We start from the raw sequence: 17,414 nt of genomic DNA, 5'->3' as shown, positions 1-17,414 counted from the left end.
GCAGATCCCCTTTCATTTATAACCAAAAAACAAACGTATGAAAATTGCTATGTTAGCCACTGCTATCACCGTGCTGGTCATGCTGGCAGGATGTGACAAAAAAATCCATCCTGACAACGGACTACAGGCCATTTCCGCAAAAAAGTCCACCTTGCAGGTACTTGCCACTCCGCCCGTTACATGGCAGGAGCACTGGTTTGAACATGTGCAACTGCTGCACCGCGTGTTTTATGATACCAGCGTAGCCGTGTATTACGACAACGACGTAAACAGCAGTATTACCTGGCCTTTTGGCTACCTTGCCCAGGCATGGAACTATACCAAAAGTACCTATGGCACTTTCGGTGATGATTCCCATCTCTTTGCGATTTTTCACAGCGGTAAGTACTCCGGTGGTCATCCTTCCACCTATATGGTGGGCGACCATGATTACCGGAATGTAATTGATGTGGGCTCTTCAGATCCCAACGCCTGGCTCTCCGGTACCGGTAACGATATTGACCTCACTACGCATGAAATAGGTCATATTGTGGAAGGTGCTTCAAAGGGTGTACATGGCTCGCCTGCCTTTGGCATATGGCACGACAGCAAATGGATGGAAATCTACCAGTATGATGTATACCTGGGACTGGGTCGCAGCAGCGACGCCACCCGCTGGTATAATATGAAGATCACCCAAACAGATGCTTTCCCCCGCGCCGGTACTTATTGGTTCCGCGATTGGTTTTACCCCATCTACAATAACTACGGTGGTAAAACAGCACTGAACAATTTTTTTGTATTGCTGGCGCAACATTTTCCGAAACAAACGTTCAATAACGGCATCACTACTTACCCGGAATATAGTCGTGGGCTGACTTTCGGAGAGTTTGTGCATTTCTGGAGCGGCGCCGCCAATACTGATCTGAAACAACTGGCACTGTCGGCTTTTGGAAATAAAGATGAGCAGGGCAACGACTGGACGGCACAGCTGCAGCAGGCTAAAACCAATTTCCCGGGTATTACTTACCCTTCCAATGACATCACCAACCAGGGCGCTATTACGGTAAGCAAGGAAAACGGCGGCGGCGCCTCTGCAGCAGAAGGTTCTTTAAAGCTGACCGATAATATTTACAACACCAAGCTGTTTGTAAATGCGGTACCCGCCACTTTTACCATGCAGCTGCATTTCAGCACAGCCCAAACGGTAAAGGCATACACCCTTACTTCCGGCGATGATGCAGTGGACCGTGATCCCAAAAACTGGCAGTTAAAGGGATCCAACAACGGTACTACCTGGACGGTGCTGGATACCCAAACCAATCAAGCGTTTACCGGCAGAAATCAAACCAGGCAGTTTAACATCAGTAACAGTACCGCCTATACGTACTACGCGGTGTTTGTAACCGCTACTAACGGCAGCGTGGATTTCCAGCTGAGTGAGTGGAGGTTGTTTAAGTAACGTTTTTTTTGCCCAGGATTAACGGTGATTTTGATGATTTAAAAGATTCTTTTTTTAATGATTTTAAAAGATTGGCGAAGATAGAAGCGGATGTCGCTTTTGTCTTCGCCAATCTTTTAAAATCAAAAAAATTGTAAAACTAAAATCTTTTAAATCATCAAAATCACCGTTAATCCTGGGCAAAAAAAATCCCAGGCGTAAGAAACCCGCCACTATTCCTCGTACCTGCGCAGGATTTCCTCCAGTTGTTTTTTAGTGAGATCTATGTTCAGTCCCTCTGTATCCAGGATATTTTTTTCCCTTAACTCCTTCAGTGTCCGGTTAAAACTTCTGACGGAAATGCCCAGGTAGGCGGCCATATCTTTTTTAGGGATGAGGAGCTGCTGATCGGCATCGAGGGAGAGTAGGCGCAGCAAGGCATATTCCACCGGGTAGAGTTGCTGATAGGATGCCCGGATACAGGTTTGATGGATGCGGGTGGCCAGTTCATGGATCAGGAGACTGTTAAATTCCGGGCTGCTGAGCACCAGCGAGGAGAACAGCGAATGTGGAATGGCATAAACGGTGACCGGCGTGAGGGCTTCAATATTGCAGAGGCATTTTTCTTTCCGGATCGCTTCCAGGTCACCGGTGACTTCTCCCTTACCCAGGAATTCGAAAATATAATCCTTCCCGTTATCTTCCGCTATATAACATTTGGTAATACCGTCGATGATAATATATACATGGCTGATGGTATCCCCCTGCCTGATTAAACGGTCGCCGGGAAGAAAGGATTTACGTGCAACCGTATTGCCTGCTGCCGCATAACGTTCCATGAAATTAAAAAAGCCGAGATTTGTTCGTAACATACCAGTAGGGTGTGGGACAAATGTCCCGTTTTGTTTAGTACCGGTGCTTATTTTTGCATCCGGAAAAATGTAAAAATAACAATGATCAATCATATTAGCGTAATTGCCTTCGATGCTGACGACACCCTCTGGATGAATGAGCCTTATTTCCAGGAAGTGGAAGCCCGTTTCTGCGGCTTGCTGGAAGACTACCTGCCGCATCATACCGTGTCGCAGGAGTTGTTTAAAACAGAGATGGACAATTTGCCATTGTATGGCTATGGTATAAAAGCATTCATGCTTTGCATGATAGAAACGGTGTTGCGGGTTACTGAGAATACCGCCAACCCGGAAATACTGAACAAGGTGATTCAGTACGGACAGGAGATGCTGGATAAACCCATTGAACTGCTAGACGGGGTAGATTCGGTGCTGGCGGCGTTATATGGGAAGTACCGCCTCGTGGTGGCTACCAAGGGCGATCTGCTGGACCAGGAGCGTAAGTTGAAGAAGTCGGGGCTGGAGCATTATTTCCATCATATAGAAATTATGAGCGACAAAAAGGAGCGCGACTACCAGAAGCTGCTGAAACACCTGGACTGCCGCCCGGAAGAATTCCTGATGATTGGTAACTCGCTGAAGTCGGACGTGTTGCCGGTGCTGGCGCTGGGGGGCCATGCCGTACACGTGCCGTATCATACCACCTGGCAGCATGAACATATAGATCATACCATTGAAGATCCCCGTTTTTATCAGTTTATTACAATAGCGGAGATCCTGCCGCACTTAACCACATGAAACAACAGTTAGATCTGAATACCTGGGCGAGAAAAGATCATTTTCATTTCTTTGGTCGTTTTGAAGAACCATTTTTTGGTGTTTGTGAAGACATCGACTGCACCGTTGCCTATGAGCAGGCGAAATCTGCCGGCAGCTCTTTCTTTTTAAAATACCTGCATCATTCGCTGGCGGCAGCCAACGAGGTAACGCCTTTCCGCTATCGTATCAGTGATGGGGAGGTATGGATATACGACCAGGTACATGCTTCGCCTACCATTAACCGGCCTGATGGCACCTTTGGGTTTGCCTATATGGACTATTATGAAGACTTCGCCACCTTTGAGGCTAAAAGTAAAGTGGAAACAGAAAGGGTGAGGAACAGCACCGGCCTGGTGCCTGCCGTTTCCGGGGAAAATGTGATCCATTATTCCTCACTGCCCTGGATCAGCTTTACCGCCGTTTCCCATGCGCGCAGTTTTTCTTTTAAAGATAGCTGTCCTAAAATAGCTTTCGGGAAGATGAGAGAAGACAGGGGCCGTAAGTTAATGCCGGTTTCCGTACATGTGCATCATGCCCTTATGGATGGTTTCCATGTAGGACAGTTCCTGGAAAACTTCCGGCAGCGGATGAACAGCAGCAAATAAATACCCCGTGATTATCAGGAGGTTTGGGCGAAAAATTATACATGACGTAGTAATGTCGTAGTGCCTGTTGAACGTTTTTTTATGCAAACGTTTACATTTGGGCGTACTGTATATTTTTTCAACCAAAACTTCCCCGTATGAAAACGCTATCATTGTTAGCCTTCCTGATTGTATGTTATACTCACCTGTGGGCACAAACGCCTTTCCGTGTTATCGGCTATATGCCATCCTGGGCCGGAAATGTAAACCAGGTGCAGTATAGCAAGTTAACGCATATTAATTATGCCTTCCTGTTGCCTACTGCCACCGGTGGTTTGCAGGCGATCGATAATCCCGCAAAACTGCAGAGTCTTGTCAGTACGGCACATGCCAACAATGTAAAGGTGCTGATTTCCGTAGGCGGCTGGAACGACGGTAACGACAGCGGTTTTGAAGGCCTGGCGGCCAATGGCACCCATCGCAATAACTTTGTTACCAATATCATCAATTTCGTGAATCAATACGGACTGGATGGTGTGGATATTGACTGGGAGTACCCCGATCCCGGCGCCTCTGCCAACAACTACATTACCCTGATGACGCAGCTGAGCACGGAAATGCATAACCGTGGCAAGTTGCTTACCGGCGCTATTGTAGGTACCGGCGGCGCCAGCATCCTGAACAGCGCTTTTGCGCTGGTAGATTTTTACAACCTCATGGCGTACGATTACAACAACTTTGATCACTCTACCTATAGTTATGCCAGCCAATCTATCAATTACTGGCGGGGCCGCGGGTTGCCCGCCGCTAAAACTGTTTTGGGCGTGCCCTTTTATGGCCGTCCTACCTGGGAGTCATTTGCACAACTGATCGCCCGGGGCGCCAACCCTTATGCCGATGTATTTGACAATGTGGGATACAACGGCATCACCACTATCAAGCAAAAAACCAATCTTGCGTTTGACCAGGGCAGCGGGGTTATGATATGGGAGCTATCGCAGGATGCTACTGGCGCCAATTCCCTGCTGTCGGCCATTCATGAGGTGGTGCTTACCCATACGGGCAACCCCGGCAATCCCGCACCCATCGGGCAAACCATCTGGCTGAAAGGTAATAATAACCTGTATGTCAGCAGTGAAAACGGCACCCAGGCAATGAACTGTAACCGTGCCAGTGCACAGGGCTGGGAACAGTTTACGGTAGTGGATGCCGGTGGCGGTAAGATAGCCCTGCGCAGCCAGGGGAAGTATGTATCTTCCGAAAACGGGGCGCAGCCCATTAGGTGTAACCGTACCAGTATACAGGACTGGGAAAAATTTACCTGGATCAGCAACAGCAACGGTACCATTTCACTGCAATGCAACAACGGCGGTTTTATCAGTTCTGAAAATGGGGCACAGGCCATGAGCTCCTGGAGAACTGCCGCAGGTACCTGGGAATCGTTCAACTTCGGCGCCGTTGGAAGCCTGTCGGCCATCACCGCGGCTACTGGTATGGTAGCCACCACAACAAAAAATATCGTGGAGGAAACACCCGCTGCGGCTATATCCGTTTATCCTAATCCTGTAAGCGCCGGTGGCAGTTTTACCGTGACGCTGACTGATTATAACGACAAAGTTCCCGTGAAGTATTCGTTGCTCAGCACCGGTATGCAGCCCTTACAGGTGCAGCAACCCAATGCCAGGATATTTAAGGTAAACACCGGCAGTATAGCAGCGGGCACTTATATCCTGGAAGTATTGCACTACAATAAACGACATGTAAAAAAGATAGTAGTACTGTAGCATATCTGTTGATAAACCCGTTTTTCTCACCCACAAATGAATACACATGAATTCCACTTTTTTCTCCCGCTTCGCGGTAGCAGCCGGACTATTATTGCTTGGCAGCAGTGCCATTTCCTGTCGTAAAGACCTGGCCTCCACCGTGGCTGACCCGGATGCCAATCCTAATGCACTGGTGGGCATCACCGCCATTAACAGTACCTGGTCCGTTAATTGGGATAACTACACCAACGGCACTACGTACACCTCTGCTAATGCTGCAAATGATTTTGGCAATGTTACCGGCTGGAATAATAACCGCGGTTATATCTCTAACGGCAACCTCCGTATCCAGCTGGATCCTAATGCGCTGTCAGCCGCTGGTGGGGTAGTAGCTAATATTGATGTGGAAGACGGACAGGCTTATGAAATGGATTATGACATCCGTTTTCACAGCCAGTTCGACTGGAGCCGGGGTGGTAAAGTAGGTTTTGGTTTTTCTATCGGAGACGGAAATACCGGCGGCGACCCTGCCTGGGATGGTAATGGCGGTACTTTACGCCTGATGTGGTACCAGAATGATAACGGCCGGGTATACTTTCAGCCTTACCTGTACTACAAAGATCAACCCGGTCAGTATGGCGATGATTTTGGTTTATCGTATCCCGCCACCGGCAGCATACAAAAAGGTACTACCTATCACGTTCACCTCTATATCAAAAGCAATACCGGCAGCAACAGCAACGGCCACGTGCAGATCGTGATCAATAATACGGTACTGCTCGACCGCGATATCCGCTGGACCACCAACGACAGCAAACGGCTTATCAGGGGTGTAACCTTCCATACTTTCCGCGGCGGTAGCCAGTCGTATTGGGAATCATCTACCGTAGGATATATTTACTATGATAACCTGAGTGTACATAAAATAAACTAACAGTACGTGTAATCGTAATCGTTAGAACACCGGGCCGGGAGGATTAAACTGCCTTCCGGCCCGGTTTGTTGGACCACGGCCGTCAGAGATATTTTTTTACAACGCTGTTGCTCCGGAGCAGCACTGTCAGCATCCAGCTTAATCCGACCGCCGTCACAAACGTAATAAAGAATTTTACCACCGCAGGCAGGGGATAGTCCAGCAGGTAATATTGGCACCATACCACAAAAATGTAATGGACCAGGTAAATGCCATACGCGTTGGCTGACAACGACTGCCACCAGGAATTTGTCCGGTTAAAAATGTTGCTGAAGGTGGTCAGAAAAGCAATAGAACTCAGCGTACAGGATAATATCCAGATGGACCGGTAAATAAGTGTAGCAGACAACTCACTTAGTTCGCGCCGTTCCAGCATAGCAGTGAGTGGCGCTTCGCTCCATTTTAACAAGGCATACACGCCTAAACAGGCTGCTACCCAAAGCGGCCATCGTTTGTTAAATGCAGCCGCCGCAGAAAAAATTCCATTGTTTAACCCGGGAGCACCAATGATGATACCCAACAGGAAATAGCCGGAATATAAAAACGGCCGGCTTAACTGAAAATCAAAAGGACCGATGCCGGTCCAGCTCCCGGCCCCCACGAGAAGTACCATGGGCACAAATAATATCCAGCTGAAAAGATACCAGCCGGTCAGCAGCGTGAACGACCGCTGTTGCCGGGAAGCCAGCAGTAGCCCCATTTTATAGATACCATTTTTTACAAACGGATAGCATAACGCAAAAACCAGGTTAAAGAAAAGCAGCACCCAGATAAACCAGGGAGGACCAACCGGCCAGGCTTCTACCGTAAAAAAATCAATGACATATGCTTTCAGATCGTGTGTGCCGTGTGCGAGATAATAAGCCGGGTAGTAAGCCAGTAGCATCAACAGGGTAACACCTATCATAAAAGGGACAAACAGGCGGTAAAACCTGTCGCGGATAAATATAGTCACGGATTTATGCCGGAGACTGGACATCACAAAAATGCCGCTGATTAAAAACATGAGCGACATAAAGAAAATATCGTTGAAGTCTTCAAAAATATCGAGTCCTCTTGATCTCATTTTATCTACTATAGGGTGAGTAGATGTGATGTAAGCAGCTTTGTTAAAGTGTGCAAACGTGGTATAGGCGAGGGAGGAATGATGCGCTACAACAAGAAGGGTGATGAATGAACGTAAATTATCTACCCAGCTGTTGCGGGTAAAGCTTTGCCCCATATTTTTGCGGTTGAATGGACCAGGAAGTTATACTCTTTTTCTCATTCTTCAAAACGGTACCCGTCGTGGGTATCGTAATCAATGCCGTGTTTCTTTTTCAGTTCCTGGATATATTGCAGCGTACTTATCGTGTGTGGACTTGCCACAGTATCGCCTACCTGTTCAAAGGTATGCAGCAGTGTTTCTTCCAGGGTGGCCGACAGGCTCATATGTTTATGTTCTGCCAGGTCGCGGAGCACGGCCGCGAGCCGCTTTTCCAGTCTTACCGGCACATCTTCCCGTTCAATTTTAATTTTAGGGCCCTGGTTATAGATATAATGTCCGAAGCCGAGATAATTCCCGTCCAGGTCTTTTACTTTATAGTCGCGTATGCCATATTCCCGGTCATCGATAGGTTCTACGATTTCTACTCCGTTGGCGCGGTGAAATTGATATTGTTCGTTGGCATCGTCGATGATAAAATTCACTTCGGAGTAGCCTTTTATGAAAGGTGAACCTTTTGCCAGGTGAATGGTCGTATTCCCAAGGCCTATTCCAGCATAGGAGAGTGGCTCACCCCAGGTAAAGCGGAGGGTAAAGCCCAGTTGGCCGGTATAAAAATCAACGGAGCGGGTAATGTCTTCAACGAGCAAAGTGGGAAACACAAGATTGCATGTAGTATTCCGGGTCATAACCTATTTTTTACTGAAATGAAAGCGTACCTGATGCGAGGTTAAAAGTAATTTAGTAAAGGTAGTAGAGAAATAATGAACAGTGTGTATTAGATTTATAACAAATTGTTCATTGCATCTCATGAAAACCTGTTATCACATCACGGCGAAAGATGATAAAACTTTGTTTGCCGGGGGCATACTGCTCTTGTGTTTGCTGACATTGTCCGGAACTATCATTTTCACCGGCCGGCAACAAAAAGCGTTGGAAATTTATTCAAACCCGGATTATATTGAAATGGCCAGTGCCGGCATCGGCCGGGATCCTGCTATGGGGCATGATAAGGTTAGTAAGGGATTGGTGGTGGACCTGGACGCTGATAGCGCTGTTGTTACCGATGGGCACAAAAGAGTGGAGAAATGGATAAACCAGGCCGGGAAGTTCCCGGTGATGGCTTTTGTGAAGCAGGATAAGGGAAGAAAAGAAGAAGGATCTGGCAGGCCGTTGCTGGTGGAGCATCTTCCTGCTTTAAACGGCCACAACACTATCTCTTTTAATAAGCAGGAGTTGGTAGCCGCCGATGAAGACGCATTCGATCACCTGATTACCGGTAGCGGCTACACCTGGTTCTGTGTGCTGAAACCCGGGCGGCAGTCCGGTGAGCTGGAAAACGTGAACTCATTTTTCGGATCGCTCAAGAACGGGGGATATTACGAAGGATTCTGGGCCGGATTTAATGACGATAACAGCATTTGGATGGGGAGCCGGAATGGTAAATCGTTTGGCAGATGGGATGCCAATAACCCCAATATCGCAACTAACAAGGTATTGTCTGCCGGGCAATATTACCTGGTAGCCGGAAGAATGGACGCCGGCACTGATACCGTTAATATTTCATTGTATGTAAATAACTGTACTACACCTGTGTCTACAGGCCGGTTCCCGGTAAACATAAACGCCAATGCTTCTAAACTGGCCATTGGCCAGGAACGGGATGCAGTGGAGCATCCGGGACGGGAATCGTTCATCGGTGAAATTTCCCGGTTTTTATTATACGAGCGTGCATTAACGCAGGAAGAGATGAAAGTTGTGGGGGAGTCGTTGAGGGATTATTACCAATTAAAACAGGGTAAATAAAATATTAGCGTGATGATCCACCATTTGTAGCAAAAACGCAACAACTCCGGCTAACTTCCTCATTGCCAGAATCCTTTACTGTAACGGATCACCCCGGAATCGCCGGTAAGGCAGCATATTTGTTATTCGTACAGGGACAAAAATTCAATGCTATGAATAACAAAAAGCTGCTTGCGCTTGCGGTAACTGCGTCTGTGTCTGCTGCGGCAGCTATTGTGCTGTACAATAGCTGTAAAGTATCTATTCCAAGAGGCGCTAAAGCGATATCGCCATTTGATGTGAGAAGATACGTTGGTACCTGGTATGAGATTGCCCGTCTCGACTACAAATTTGAACGCAATCTGACCAACGTTACTGCTACGTATTCATTAAATGAAGACGGAGATCTCGAAGTAGATAACAAAGGATTCAGTCCTGAAAAACAGCTGTGGAAGGAAAGCACAGGCAAGGCGAAGTTTGTGGAAAGCCCTGATCTGGCCCGGTTAAAAGTATCCTTTTTCGGACCGTTCTATGCGGGGTATAACATTATTGATATCGACAAACATTATAAGCATGCGCTGGTGGCAGGTAATAACCTGAAGTATATCTGGATATTATCCCGCACTACCAGTATACCCGCTACCATTAAAAAACGATTCCTTGATAAAGCCGGGGAGCTGGGATACAATACCGACGCATTAATCTGGACAAAGCACGATTTGAATGCGTAGTATGGCAGCAAAAAAATAAATTTCTTTTTACTAAAAATATTAGTATTTTTGTAACAGAAAGCAAATTGAATAATGTAGAAAGGCCTTAAACATCATGCTGTAGTGGTGTTTAGGGCTTTTCTATTTTTGTTTTATACTAAATAAATTAGTGATATGCGAAACTAATAATGCTTCTCATAAGGGTATTTTTCAGTTCAGGTGTAATAAGGGGAAATTCTGTATATGTTAGCAACGAAGCATCGGAAAAGCATCATCGTGCTGCTACTAATGGCGATGATAATAATTGTAAATGCCCTTTCCTGTAAAAAAGATCCCGATAACCCGATTCATCCTAAACCTGAGCCGGAACCTATTGGTGAAAGTCCCATTAATTTGCCGGCAACACCATACGATTATGTGAATACCCGGACAAACATGCCTCCCTGGTTAAAGGATTTTATGACTGCCCATCCGCAGCTGGATAATACACCTGTCGGCAATCCGATTACAAATGAAGGCGCCACTTTGGGTCGCGTGCTTTTTTATGACAAATCATTGTCTGTAAACAATACCATCGCTTGCGCTTCCTGTCATCACCAGGCCAACGCATTTTCTGATGTGGTAGCGCTTTCCAAAGGTTTCGAAGGGCAGCTAACCCGGCGCAATGCCATGCCGGTCACCAATCTCCGTTTCTTTAAAGATAAAACCATGTTCTGGGATATGCGGGCGGCAAATATAGAAGTACAAACCCTTATGCCTGTTCTCGATCATATAGAAATGGGGATGCCTGACTTGCCTGCACTGGAAAAGAAACTGGGTAAGTTAACTTATTACCCGGCATTATTTAAAGCTGCATTTGGCTCAACGGAAGTTACATCCGATAGGATTGGCAAAGCGTTGTCGCAGTTTCTTCGCTCCATCGTTTCCCTTAATTCAAAATATGATAAAGGGGTACAAAATAACTTTGCCAATTTCACACCGCAGGAACTGGATGGGTTACATACCATGCAGCGCGACTTCTGTACCGAATGTCACAGTGACTTAAATACCAGTGGTCTCGGACAGCAATCATCTTTCCTGATAGTGGATAATACCGGTGTTAATACCGGTTTTGGCTCCAACAATGGCCTGGAAACTAACTATACGGACAAAGGCATCGGGGAAATCACACATCAGCCAAAGGATCAGGGCACTTTTAAAATTCCCAGTCTGAGAAATGTGGCGCTTACGGCGCCTTACATGCATGACGGTCGCTTTGCCACGCTGGAAGCGGTATTGGAGCATTATAATACAGGAATAAAAGCTAATCCCAATCTCGGGATCCAGATGCGTGTAGGCGGTATTCCGTTGAGCGCCACCGAAAAAAGTAATATCATCGCTTTTTTGAAAACACTTACGGATGATGAGTTAATCCATGATGTGAAATATTCGGATCCTTTTAAGAAATAAAATATCTTATGGATTTGTGGTACAGGTAGAAAGAGTGGTGTTTTCCGTAGGCCCGTAACCGTTAATAATGTATAGGGAGGGGCAGGTAGGTCGTCTCCGGCGGAATTCATAATGGTGCGCTGTAGTGGTGGATAGGGTAATTTTTTATGGCGGGATAGCGGATGGTTTGAACAGAACAGAAATGGAAATACCGGGCCGCCTGTTGGTTGTAGGAGTAAACCCGCAGGCAAGCCCGGTATGCTGCTTTTAGCAATCAAAAGTCCTATGCACCGTAGTGGTAGGAATAGTGATATCTTTTTTGCCGGCTACTTCATTGCTGACATTCAGCCTGGCCACTTTTACTGTACCCAGTTTCATTTTCTTTTCGATTTTCTTTTTCATACTTGTGTTGTTTTTGTGAATAATGAAATATGGCTACAGTACAGCTTTTAGGTGTTTTTTGGTAATGGCTGTGAGTGATTCATAGTACCTGCTCAGGAAATGATAGATGACCAGTTCGTGTTTGCGCTGGTTAGATAACAGTATCCTGTTGAGAAACATATGAATATAACTGCCCAGCAGATCGTCGCGGTTGCTGATGCTGACGTTTTCCAGGCGTTGTTTTATTTTCCGGGAGCGGGCTGTCAGCAGCGCAGTGGCTTCTTCTATACCATTTGCGGTATCCTGCAGCGGGTCAAGAATGCTGCTGATGGTGCGCATTTCTTCCCGGTATTTATCATTCAATTGCAGTAGCAGGGGCTTTCCTCCGCCAAATTCTTCATAAAAACTTTTTTGCAATATTTTCAGCAGCGACCATTTTTCCGGCAGGGTATAACCGAAATCATCTAATAGGATATCGATGCCCCGCATGGCCAGCAGCCAGCGGTAACGTTCGCCTTCTTCTTCATCCAGCAGATCAAGCAGCGGGAGTATACATTCGCTGTCGTAGTAAAACAGGTCCTCACTGAATACCATGGTAGCGGGGCCATATCGCTCAATTTCCCGTTCATAGGTATCGGTTTGAATGCGGTATACCGTATTGGCTGATGCTGTCAGCGTGGTATGTAATCTTTCCAGTACTTCTTTCCAGAAATCCTTCCGGGTGCCATGATGAAACCGGAGGCGCAGGTGGTGTTCCGGGTCTGTATACCGGATAAAAAACCATTTGTCGACCAGGTTATCAGCCAGCAGCTGGCGGCTGAGCGGCAGCAGTTGTTCTTTCAGTATATTTTCTGCGCTGCGGGTGCCGGCGTATAATTTTACATATAGCCATTCGCTGCCCGTGGTGAATTTTCGTGTAATCGTTTCTGTTATGGTATTGATAGCAGGGGCTGTTTGGCCTTTGTTTTTTTCTGGAGACAGGTACTGCAGCGGAATAATAAATTCGTTGGTATGTTTTCCGTCGGTTCCTTCAATCCAGCAGTTATCGGGTGTATGGAGGAATTCCTGCAGTGTAACCTGGTCTTTTTTGAGCAGTTGTGTGACCAGTAAATGTACGGCCACTTCATTTTCAAGATCTGCCGGCAGTTCGTTGTCGCCTTCTTTGATAACTACATACCGGGGCAGCTCCAGGCTGTTTTTTATCTCCCGGAAAATTTCCATATAGCGGTCCGCTGTGGCCGTAACCAGTGCAGGGTAACTTTTTTTATGCAATACCCAGGTGCTTTTGCTGAGAATAATATTGCCATATTGTACCCTTGGGAAGAAAGGGGTATCCCCGGGGATTTGCCAGTGCCAGCCAATACCGGTGTGATAGTCCTGGTATTGGAGGTCGCAGAGAAATTTATAGACCGGGAGCCCGTTCCGATAGTTATGTGCCGTACTCATACGGGGAACAACGATCTTATTTAATCGTTTGGAGCGCAGCACTATTTTGTTTTGCTGCACGCTTACCATGAGGTCGGAGAGAGGTATCTGATATGCTTCGGGGGTAAGGCTATTGGCCAGGTACACAATTTCGTAGTCACGCAGTCTGGGGCGCATCAGGATATTACCGGTCCTGGATTCGGGCAGATGTATGATTTCCGCGTAGATCTTTCCGGGCTCACGGGCTTCTTCTGCGCGTAAACATTCATTTACTTTGGCGGCCAGTTTTTCATCGCCGTGACAGAATCTTCCCAGCAGGTTAGCGGCAGAAGGGCCGCTGCAGCCGTTCATATCAAAGAGGTAGTCGCCGTTATCTACGGCGGCTGCGCTGTTGCTGATGATGCTTCCCATCAGGTACATACTGTCGGGTAATGAGGGTGCTTCCTTGCCCTTCAGTGTATCCAGCTGTTCGCGGGTAAGTGTGATTGTTTTTTCCTGGTGGCGCAGGCATTGCTGGAGTTGTTGTACCTGGAACTCCTGCATTTTACTGCGGGTAGTGGTAGTGGCTTGGGCATCGCGGGTGGCGGCCTGTATATCGTCTACCAACGGGGTATGATCGGTATTGCTGTTGCTGTGCGGGCCATAGCCGATTCCCGCTTCGGTATCCAGCGCGAGGCTCAGTGGTACTTCCTGTTCTTCGTAGCGCTGCCGGAAAGCCTGACAGAAATTTTGCAGATCGCTGTTCTGGTCTTTGGTGGCCAGTTTCCAGAGTTGCCCCATTTGCGCAGCCAGTTCATTAACGACGGTATGGCTCAATGTGTTACTGCTGGTAGCAAGAAAAAGATCGGTTTGTACCAGGTCTTTGTTACTTGTATCAGTAAGCATTGATTTCACGAGGGCATGCGTGGTGGTATATTTTTCTACGCCTGTTTGCTGGTCATTTAATATTTCGCGGATACGTGTCAGCGGCCGTACAAATTCGCCGGCGTATTGGAGGCGTGCCAGCCGCCGGGTGAGGTGTATAAAAAACTCTTCCCCGGAAACAGTGGGTTCCAGTTCACTTACCAGCAGCTGGTTTTGCACCAGTTCTGCGGTAAATTCGGCCGCTTCTTCTTCACTGATCTGGTCGGCTTCGCTCACAATGCTGTTACGTATATCCTTTAACGTAGCGCCGCCTGTGGCGGTGTGCAGCATTTTTTCCAGGTAGGGAGTATTATTGACGGCGGTCAGGTAATAATTGCGGATTTTATTTTTAATGCTGTAGGCCGCATACCGGAATTGCCTGCCGGCAGCATAGAGGGAGTTGTTGGGATAAAACAGCAACTGTTCTTTTATTTCAGGAATGGCCGTGATGGCTGCCGCCAGTTCTGCAACATAGTTCATGTCGAGGCGGCAATGCTTTTTATGTTCGTTTTTGTTGCGGAGGGTAATGGAAGTACGATCAGCGGGTTCGCCTGTAGCGCAGCCGGCAAAGAGCCCGTAAGGAGTGCAACGGGTGCTCATCCGCAGCAGGTAGCGATACAGTGCGGCAGAAAGTTTATATGTCTCCTTTTCATTACTGCTACCTCCCTGCAGCCATTTTTGCAGCTCCTGGTATAATTCAGGGGAAGCAATATATATGGCTTCCTGCAGATAGGCATCCCGGAAAATTTCTTTTAGAACAACAGGTAGTGTGGCATTCGTAATATGGTTTAACCGAGTGACAATATTAACCGGTAACAGCGGTGTTCTTACCACATAGAAGTTTTCAGCTCTGATCATGGCCAAGGTCAACATTAGGGGTTGAAGGTAGGTGTTTCCACTTCTTTTAACTATCACGTAAAACCGGTAAATTTTGTGTTTAAACATGCTTTTGGAAAAATCACGTTTTTCCGTGAGGCCCGGTTTCTTACTTTCTCCCTACATTTATGTTAATCCTGTAATGATGTAAAACCTGTATTTTTTTAATGGCCCTATTTCAACAAACCTGCCGGATTACTTTGTCTTTATTTATCAACACATAAATTTTGCTATTATGAGAAAAACACCTGTTAAAAAACTTGCCCTCGGAAAATTAAAAGTAGCCAAACTCTCTATCAGCAGCCAGGAACAGGGTGATGCGAAAGCGCCTACCTACACAGGTTGCAGCCTGTTTAAATGTACACCACCTATTTCAAAGGATCCTTGTTTCTAAAAAGCCAGCGATGAAAAAATTATCCGGAAAGAAATTGAATCTTGGTAAAATCAAGGTAGCAGACCTCAGCAAGGCCAGCGCTGTTAACGGCGGCATGGCCCAATTGATGTTGTCACTCACCTGCGTGCCCAGCGAAAAGATAACTTGTCTCAGCCAGGGCTCACCCATGTGCAGTGCTGATATCTGCTTCGCCTGATTCAATTTAATTTATAAAAGCAAACGCCTTATTTGCCTGCGGCCAATAGGTATTCTTTTACTGTACTGTCTAAAATCAGTCTTATGAAAAAGCAATCAGAAAAAAAATTAAGTCTCGGTAAAATAAAAGTAGCCAGTCTCTCCGCTACTGGTAATCAACAAATGGTGGCAACGGTAGGTACCTGTTCCGTGCTCTGTTCTCTGCGGATCTGTACAGATAATATGAGCCAGGGTGCTCCTATCTGCAGTGTTGATTCCTGCCGGTACTAAGCTTATCATTATTAGCAACCTGACTGTATGGCAAAACATGTGTGCGTAAAGCAATACATGTTTTGCCATTATATATTTTATAAAGGGATTTCAGTTTATGGATCATAAGGAAGAAGCATTATCAACACTGCAAAGGATCTGCGCGGAACTGGACAGATTTATTGAAGAGGACACCAACACCAGCTTATTGGGCGGCTACACCGGCGTAGCCTTGTTTTATGCCTATTATTACCAGCTTACCGGAAACGAAGCATATCTCGATAACGTATACCGCATTATAGAAAAATGCCTGCAGGCCATGTCGGAAGAACCGATGAACGGCTCGCACTGCAGCGGTCTGGCCGGCATATCCTGGTGTATACAGCACCTCAGCGCCATGGGCTTTATAGAAGCTGAAGATACGGCAGATACCTTCTCAGATATTGATTTGCTCGTGGCAGATTTTATGGAAACAGAACTGTCGGAAGGCAGAAATGATTTCCTGCATCATGGACTGGGTACGGCGCTTTATTTCCTGGAAAGACTCCCTGCCCGTATTGCAGTTACACAGCTGGAAAATCTCGTCACCCATCTCGAAAAAAGCGCCATCACTTTGCCCGGTGGTATTGCCTGGAAAGATCATTTTTCCAGCAAGAGCCAGGAGCATAAGGATCAGGACTTATTTAACCTCGGACTGGCACACGGCATACCCGCTATTATCGCCATACTGGCAAGATGTTATGAAAAAGGAATTGCCCCCGGGAAAGTGAAGCCCTTAATTGAGCACAGTGTACAATGGCTGCTGGGCGCCAGGAACGCACCCGGAGCGCCGGATCAGTCGCTGTACCCGGTATTGGTGACGGCCCGGCGGAAAGTAATGGGCGAGGCGCATAGCCGCCTCGGATGGTGTTATGGCGACCTGGGGATTGCAACGATGCTTTGGAGTACCGGTAAACGGCTTCAGCGAAGCGATTACCAGCAGGAAGGGCATCGCATGTTTCATCACATCGCCGGCCACCGGGATGTGAAAAATGGGGCCGTACACGACGCCTGTTTATGTCACGGCAGCGCAGGTATCGCACATATCCTGCAACAGGCAGGCATCGCCACCGGCGACACCCTATTGATGGATGCCGCCGGCACCTGGTTGCAAACCACCCTGCAAATGAACACCTGGGACGATGGTCCTGCAGGGTATAAATTTTATCATCATCCCACTTATATCAACAGCCATAATATGCTGGAAGGGATTGCAGGAATAGGCCTGTCACTCATCAGTTTTGCAGACCCCGGAATCAAACCTGCATGGGGAGAATGTATGCTGATATTTTAAACTTGTCTTGTTGTTGATTCACAGGATTTTTTTACTATCTTACAGGTATAGTAAATGAGTTAAGTTGTTTTCCCAACTTCAAAATGCCAGCGTATAACGACGTTACAGCAAACAGAAA

At 46.9% G+C, this 17,414-nt stretch carries 17 protein-coding genes; 12 read left to right on the top strand and 5 right to left on the bottom strand.

The window, feature by feature from the left end:
• The first annotated feature begins 37 nt into the window (after positions 1-37).
• On the top strand, positions 38-1,441 hold the full coding sequence (locus KE626_RS26865; RefSeq protein WP_211976114.1) for a hypothetical protein: 1,404 nt from the start codon (positions 38-40) through the stop codon (positions 1,439-1,441).
• Positions 1,442-1,653: 212 nt separating this feature from the next.
• Here the strand turns inward: KE626_RS26865 and KE626_RS26860 are convergent, their stop codons facing one another.
• Positions 1,654-2,292, bottom strand: coding sequence for a Crp/Fnr family transcriptional regulator (locus tag KE626_RS26860; protein WP_211976113.1), 639 nt, complete (start codon positions 2,290-2,292; stop codon positions 1,654-1,656).
• Positions 2,293-2,373: 81 nt separating this feature from the next.
• Between KE626_RS26860 and KE626_RS26855 the strand changes: the two genes are divergently transcribed.
• The 4 genes from KE626_RS26855 to KE626_RS26840 all read left to right on the top strand — a co-directional run bounded on the left by KE626_RS26855 (position 2,374) and on the right by KE626_RS26840 (position 6,374).
• Positions 2,374-3,069, top strand: a complete 696-nt coding sequence (locus tag KE626_RS26855; protein ID WP_211976112.1) for an HAD family hydrolase — start codon at positions 2,374-2,376, stop codon at positions 3,067-3,069.
• Positions 3,066-3,695: a chloramphenicol acetyltransferase gene (locus KE626_RS26850; protein WP_211976111.1), complete on the top strand. Its 630-nt coding sequence runs from the start codon at positions 3,066-3,068 to the stop codon at positions 3,693-3,695. Before KE626_RS26855 ends, KE626_RS26850 begins: the two co-directional genes overlap by 4 nt.
• A gap of 137 nt (positions 3,696-3,832) precedes the next feature.
• On the top strand, positions 3,833-5,458 hold the full coding sequence (locus tag KE626_RS26845) for a glycosyl hydrolase family 18 protein (protein WP_211976110.1): 1,626 nt from the start codon (positions 3,833-3,835) through the stop codon (positions 5,456-5,458).
• 46 nt (positions 5,459-5,504) lie between these two features.
• Positions 5,505-6,374 carry a polysaccharide lyase gene (locus tag KE626_RS26840; protein ID WP_211976109.1) on the top strand — a complete coding sequence of 290 codons (870 nt, stop codon included), beginning with the start codon at positions 5,505-5,507 and terminating at the stop codon, positions 6,372-6,374.
• A gap of 82 nt (positions 6,375-6,456) precedes the next feature.
• Here KE626_RS26840 and KE626_RS26835 read toward each other — a convergent pair whose 3' ends face one another.
• Positions 6,457-7,635: an acyltransferase family protein gene (locus tag KE626_RS26835; protein ID WP_211976108.1), complete on the bottom strand. Its 1,179-nt coding sequence runs from the start codon at positions 7,633-7,635 to the stop codon at positions 6,457-6,459.
• Positions 7,636-7,676: 41 nt separating this feature from the next.
• Positions 7,677-8,306, bottom strand: a complete 630-nt coding sequence (locus KE626_RS26830) for a VOC family protein (protein ID WP_211976107.1) — start codon at positions 8,304-8,306, stop codon at positions 7,677-7,679.
• A gap of 121 nt (positions 8,307-8,427) precedes the next feature.
• Between KE626_RS26830 and KE626_RS26825 the strand changes: the two genes are divergently transcribed.
• The 3 genes from KE626_RS26825 (at position 8,428) to KE626_RS26815 (ending at position 11,561) form a co-directional block, all read left to right on the top strand.
• On the top strand, positions 8,428-9,423 hold the full coding sequence (locus KE626_RS26825; RefSeq protein ID WP_211976106.1) for a LamG-like jellyroll fold domain-containing protein: 996 nt from the start codon (positions 8,428-8,430) through the stop codon (positions 9,421-9,423).
• 152 nt (positions 9,424-9,575) lie between these two features.
• Entirely contained in the window at positions 9,576-10,133 is a 558-nt protein-coding gene (locus KE626_RS26820; RefSeq protein ID WP_211976105.1) for a lipocalin family protein, read from the top strand.
• A gap of 222 nt (positions 10,134-10,355) precedes the next feature.
• Positions 10,356-11,561, top strand: coding sequence for a cytochrome-c peroxidase (locus tag KE626_RS26815; protein ID WP_211976104.1), 1,206 nt, complete (start codon positions 10,356-10,358; stop codon positions 11,559-11,561).
• A gap of 246 nt (positions 11,562-11,807) precedes the next feature.
• Here KE626_RS26815 and KE626_RS34965 read toward each other — a convergent pair whose 3' ends face one another.
• Both KE626_RS34965 and KE626_RS26810 read right to left on the bottom strand, forming a co-directional pair.
• Positions 11,808-11,942: a hypothetical protein gene (locus KE626_RS34965; RefSeq protein WP_283093182.1), complete on the bottom strand. Its 135-nt coding sequence runs from the start codon at positions 11,940-11,942 to the stop codon at positions 11,808-11,810.
• Between the two features lie 33 nt (positions 11,943-11,975).
• Positions 11,976-15,107: a lantibiotic dehydratase gene (locus KE626_RS26810; protein WP_211976103.1), complete on the bottom strand. Its 3,132-nt coding sequence runs from the start codon at positions 15,105-15,107 to the stop codon at positions 11,976-11,978.
• 253 nt (positions 15,108-15,360) lie between these two features.
• Between KE626_RS26810 and KE626_RS26805 the strand changes: the two genes are divergently transcribed.
• The 4 genes from KE626_RS26805 (at position 15,361) to KE626_RS26790 (ending at position 17,296) form a co-directional block, all read left to right on the top strand.
• Positions 15,361-15,519, top strand: coding sequence for a hypothetical protein (locus tag KE626_RS26805; protein WP_211976102.1), 159 nt, complete (start codon positions 15,361-15,363; stop codon positions 15,517-15,519).
• A gap of 10 nt (positions 15,520-15,529) precedes the next feature.
• On the top strand, positions 15,530-15,715 hold the full coding sequence (locus KE626_RS26800; protein WP_211976101.1) for a hypothetical protein: 186 nt from the start codon (positions 15,530-15,532) through the stop codon (positions 15,713-15,715).
• Positions 15,716-15,798: 83 nt separating this feature from the next.
• Positions 15,799-15,984 carry a hypothetical protein gene (locus KE626_RS26795; RefSeq protein ID WP_211976100.1) on the top strand — a complete coding sequence of 62 codons (186 nt, stop codon included), beginning with the start codon at positions 15,799-15,801 and terminating at the stop codon, positions 15,982-15,984.
• Between the two features lie 97 nt (positions 15,985-16,081).
• Positions 16,082-17,296 (top strand): lanthionine synthetase C family protein, encoded by a 1,215-nt coding sequence (locus KE626_RS26790; RefSeq protein ID WP_211976099.1) that lies wholly within the window; start codon positions 16,082-16,084, stop codon positions 17,294-17,296.
• Positions 17,297-17,414 lie beyond the last annotated feature (118 nt).

It is taken from the genome of Chitinophaga hostae (assembly GCF_018224885.1).
Classification (GTDB): Bacteria; Bacteroidota; Bacteroidia; order Chitinophagales; family Chitinophagaceae; genus Chitinophaga; species Chitinophaga hostae.
The sequence above is the reverse complement of the archived record's forward strand: the minus strand, read 5'-3'. Positions and strand labels throughout refer to the sequence as shown.

What these genes read in the sequence shown, in the direction of transcription:
- KE626_RS26825 (WP_211976106.1), top strand. Translation starts at nt 8,428, where the DNA reads ATGAAAACCTGTTATCACATCACGGCGAAAGATGATAAAACTTTGTTT.
- KE626_RS26790 (WP_211976099.1), top strand. Translation starts at nt 16,082, where the DNA reads ATGGATCATAAGGAAGAAGCATTATCAACACTGCAAAGGATCTGCGCG.
- KE626_RS26855 (WP_211976112.1), top strand. Translation starts at nt 2,374, where the DNA reads ATGATCAATCATATTAGCGTAATTGCCTTCGATGCTGACGACACCCTC.
- KE626_RS34965 (WP_283093182.1), bottom strand. Translation starts at nt 11,942, where the DNA reads ATGAAAAAGAAAATCGAAAAGAAAATGAAACTGGGTACAGTAAAAGTG.
- KE626_RS26840 (WP_211976109.1), top strand. Translation starts at nt 5,505, where the DNA reads ATGAATTCCACTTTTTTCTCCCGCTTCGCGGTAGCAGCCGGACTATTA.
- KE626_RS26820 (WP_211976105.1), top strand. Translation starts at nt 9,576, where the DNA reads ATGAATAACAAAAAGCTGCTTGCGCTTGCGGTAACTGCGTCTGTGTCT.
- KE626_RS26815 (WP_211976104.1), top strand. Translation starts at nt 10,356, where the DNA reads ATGTTAGCAACGAAGCATCGGAAAAGCATCATCGTGCTGCTACTAATG.
- KE626_RS26850 (WP_211976111.1), top strand. Translation starts at nt 3,066, where the DNA reads ATGAAACAACAGTTAGATCTGAATACCTGGGCGAGAAAAGATCATTTT.
- KE626_RS26795 (WP_211976100.1), top strand. Translation starts at nt 15,799, where the DNA reads ATGAAAAAGCAATCAGAAAAAAAATTAAGTCTCGGTAAAATAAAAGTA.
- KE626_RS26805 (WP_211976102.1), top strand. Translation starts at nt 15,361, where the DNA reads ATGAGAAAAACACCTGTTAAAAAACTTGCCCTCGGAAAATTAAAAGTA.
- KE626_RS26845 (WP_211976110.1), top strand. Translation starts at nt 3,833, where the DNA reads ATGAAAACGCTATCATTGTTAGCCTTCCTGATTGTATGTTATACTCAC.
- KE626_RS26810 (WP_211976103.1), bottom strand. Translation starts at nt 15,107, where the DNA reads ATGATCAGAGCTGAAAACTTCTATGTGGTAAGAACACCGCTGTTACCG.
- KE626_RS26860 (WP_211976113.1), bottom strand. Translation starts at nt 2,292, where the DNA reads ATGTTACGAACAAATCTCGGCTTTTTTAATTTCATGGAACGTTATGCG.
- KE626_RS26800 (WP_211976101.1), top strand. Translation starts at nt 15,530, where the DNA reads ATGAAAAAATTATCCGGAAAGAAATTGAATCTTGGTAAAATCAAGGTA.
- KE626_RS26835 (WP_211976108.1), bottom strand. Translation starts at nt 7,635, where the DNA reads ATGGGGCAAAGCTTTACCCGCAACAGCTGGGTAGATAATTTACGTTCA.
- KE626_RS26830 (WP_211976107.1), bottom strand. Translation starts at nt 8,306, where the DNA reads ATGACCCGGAATACTACATGCAATCTTGTGTTTCCCACTTTGCTCGTT.
- KE626_RS26865 (WP_211976114.1), top strand. Translation starts at nt 38, where the DNA reads ATGAAAATTGCTATGTTAGCCACTGCTATCACCGTGCTGGTCATGCTG.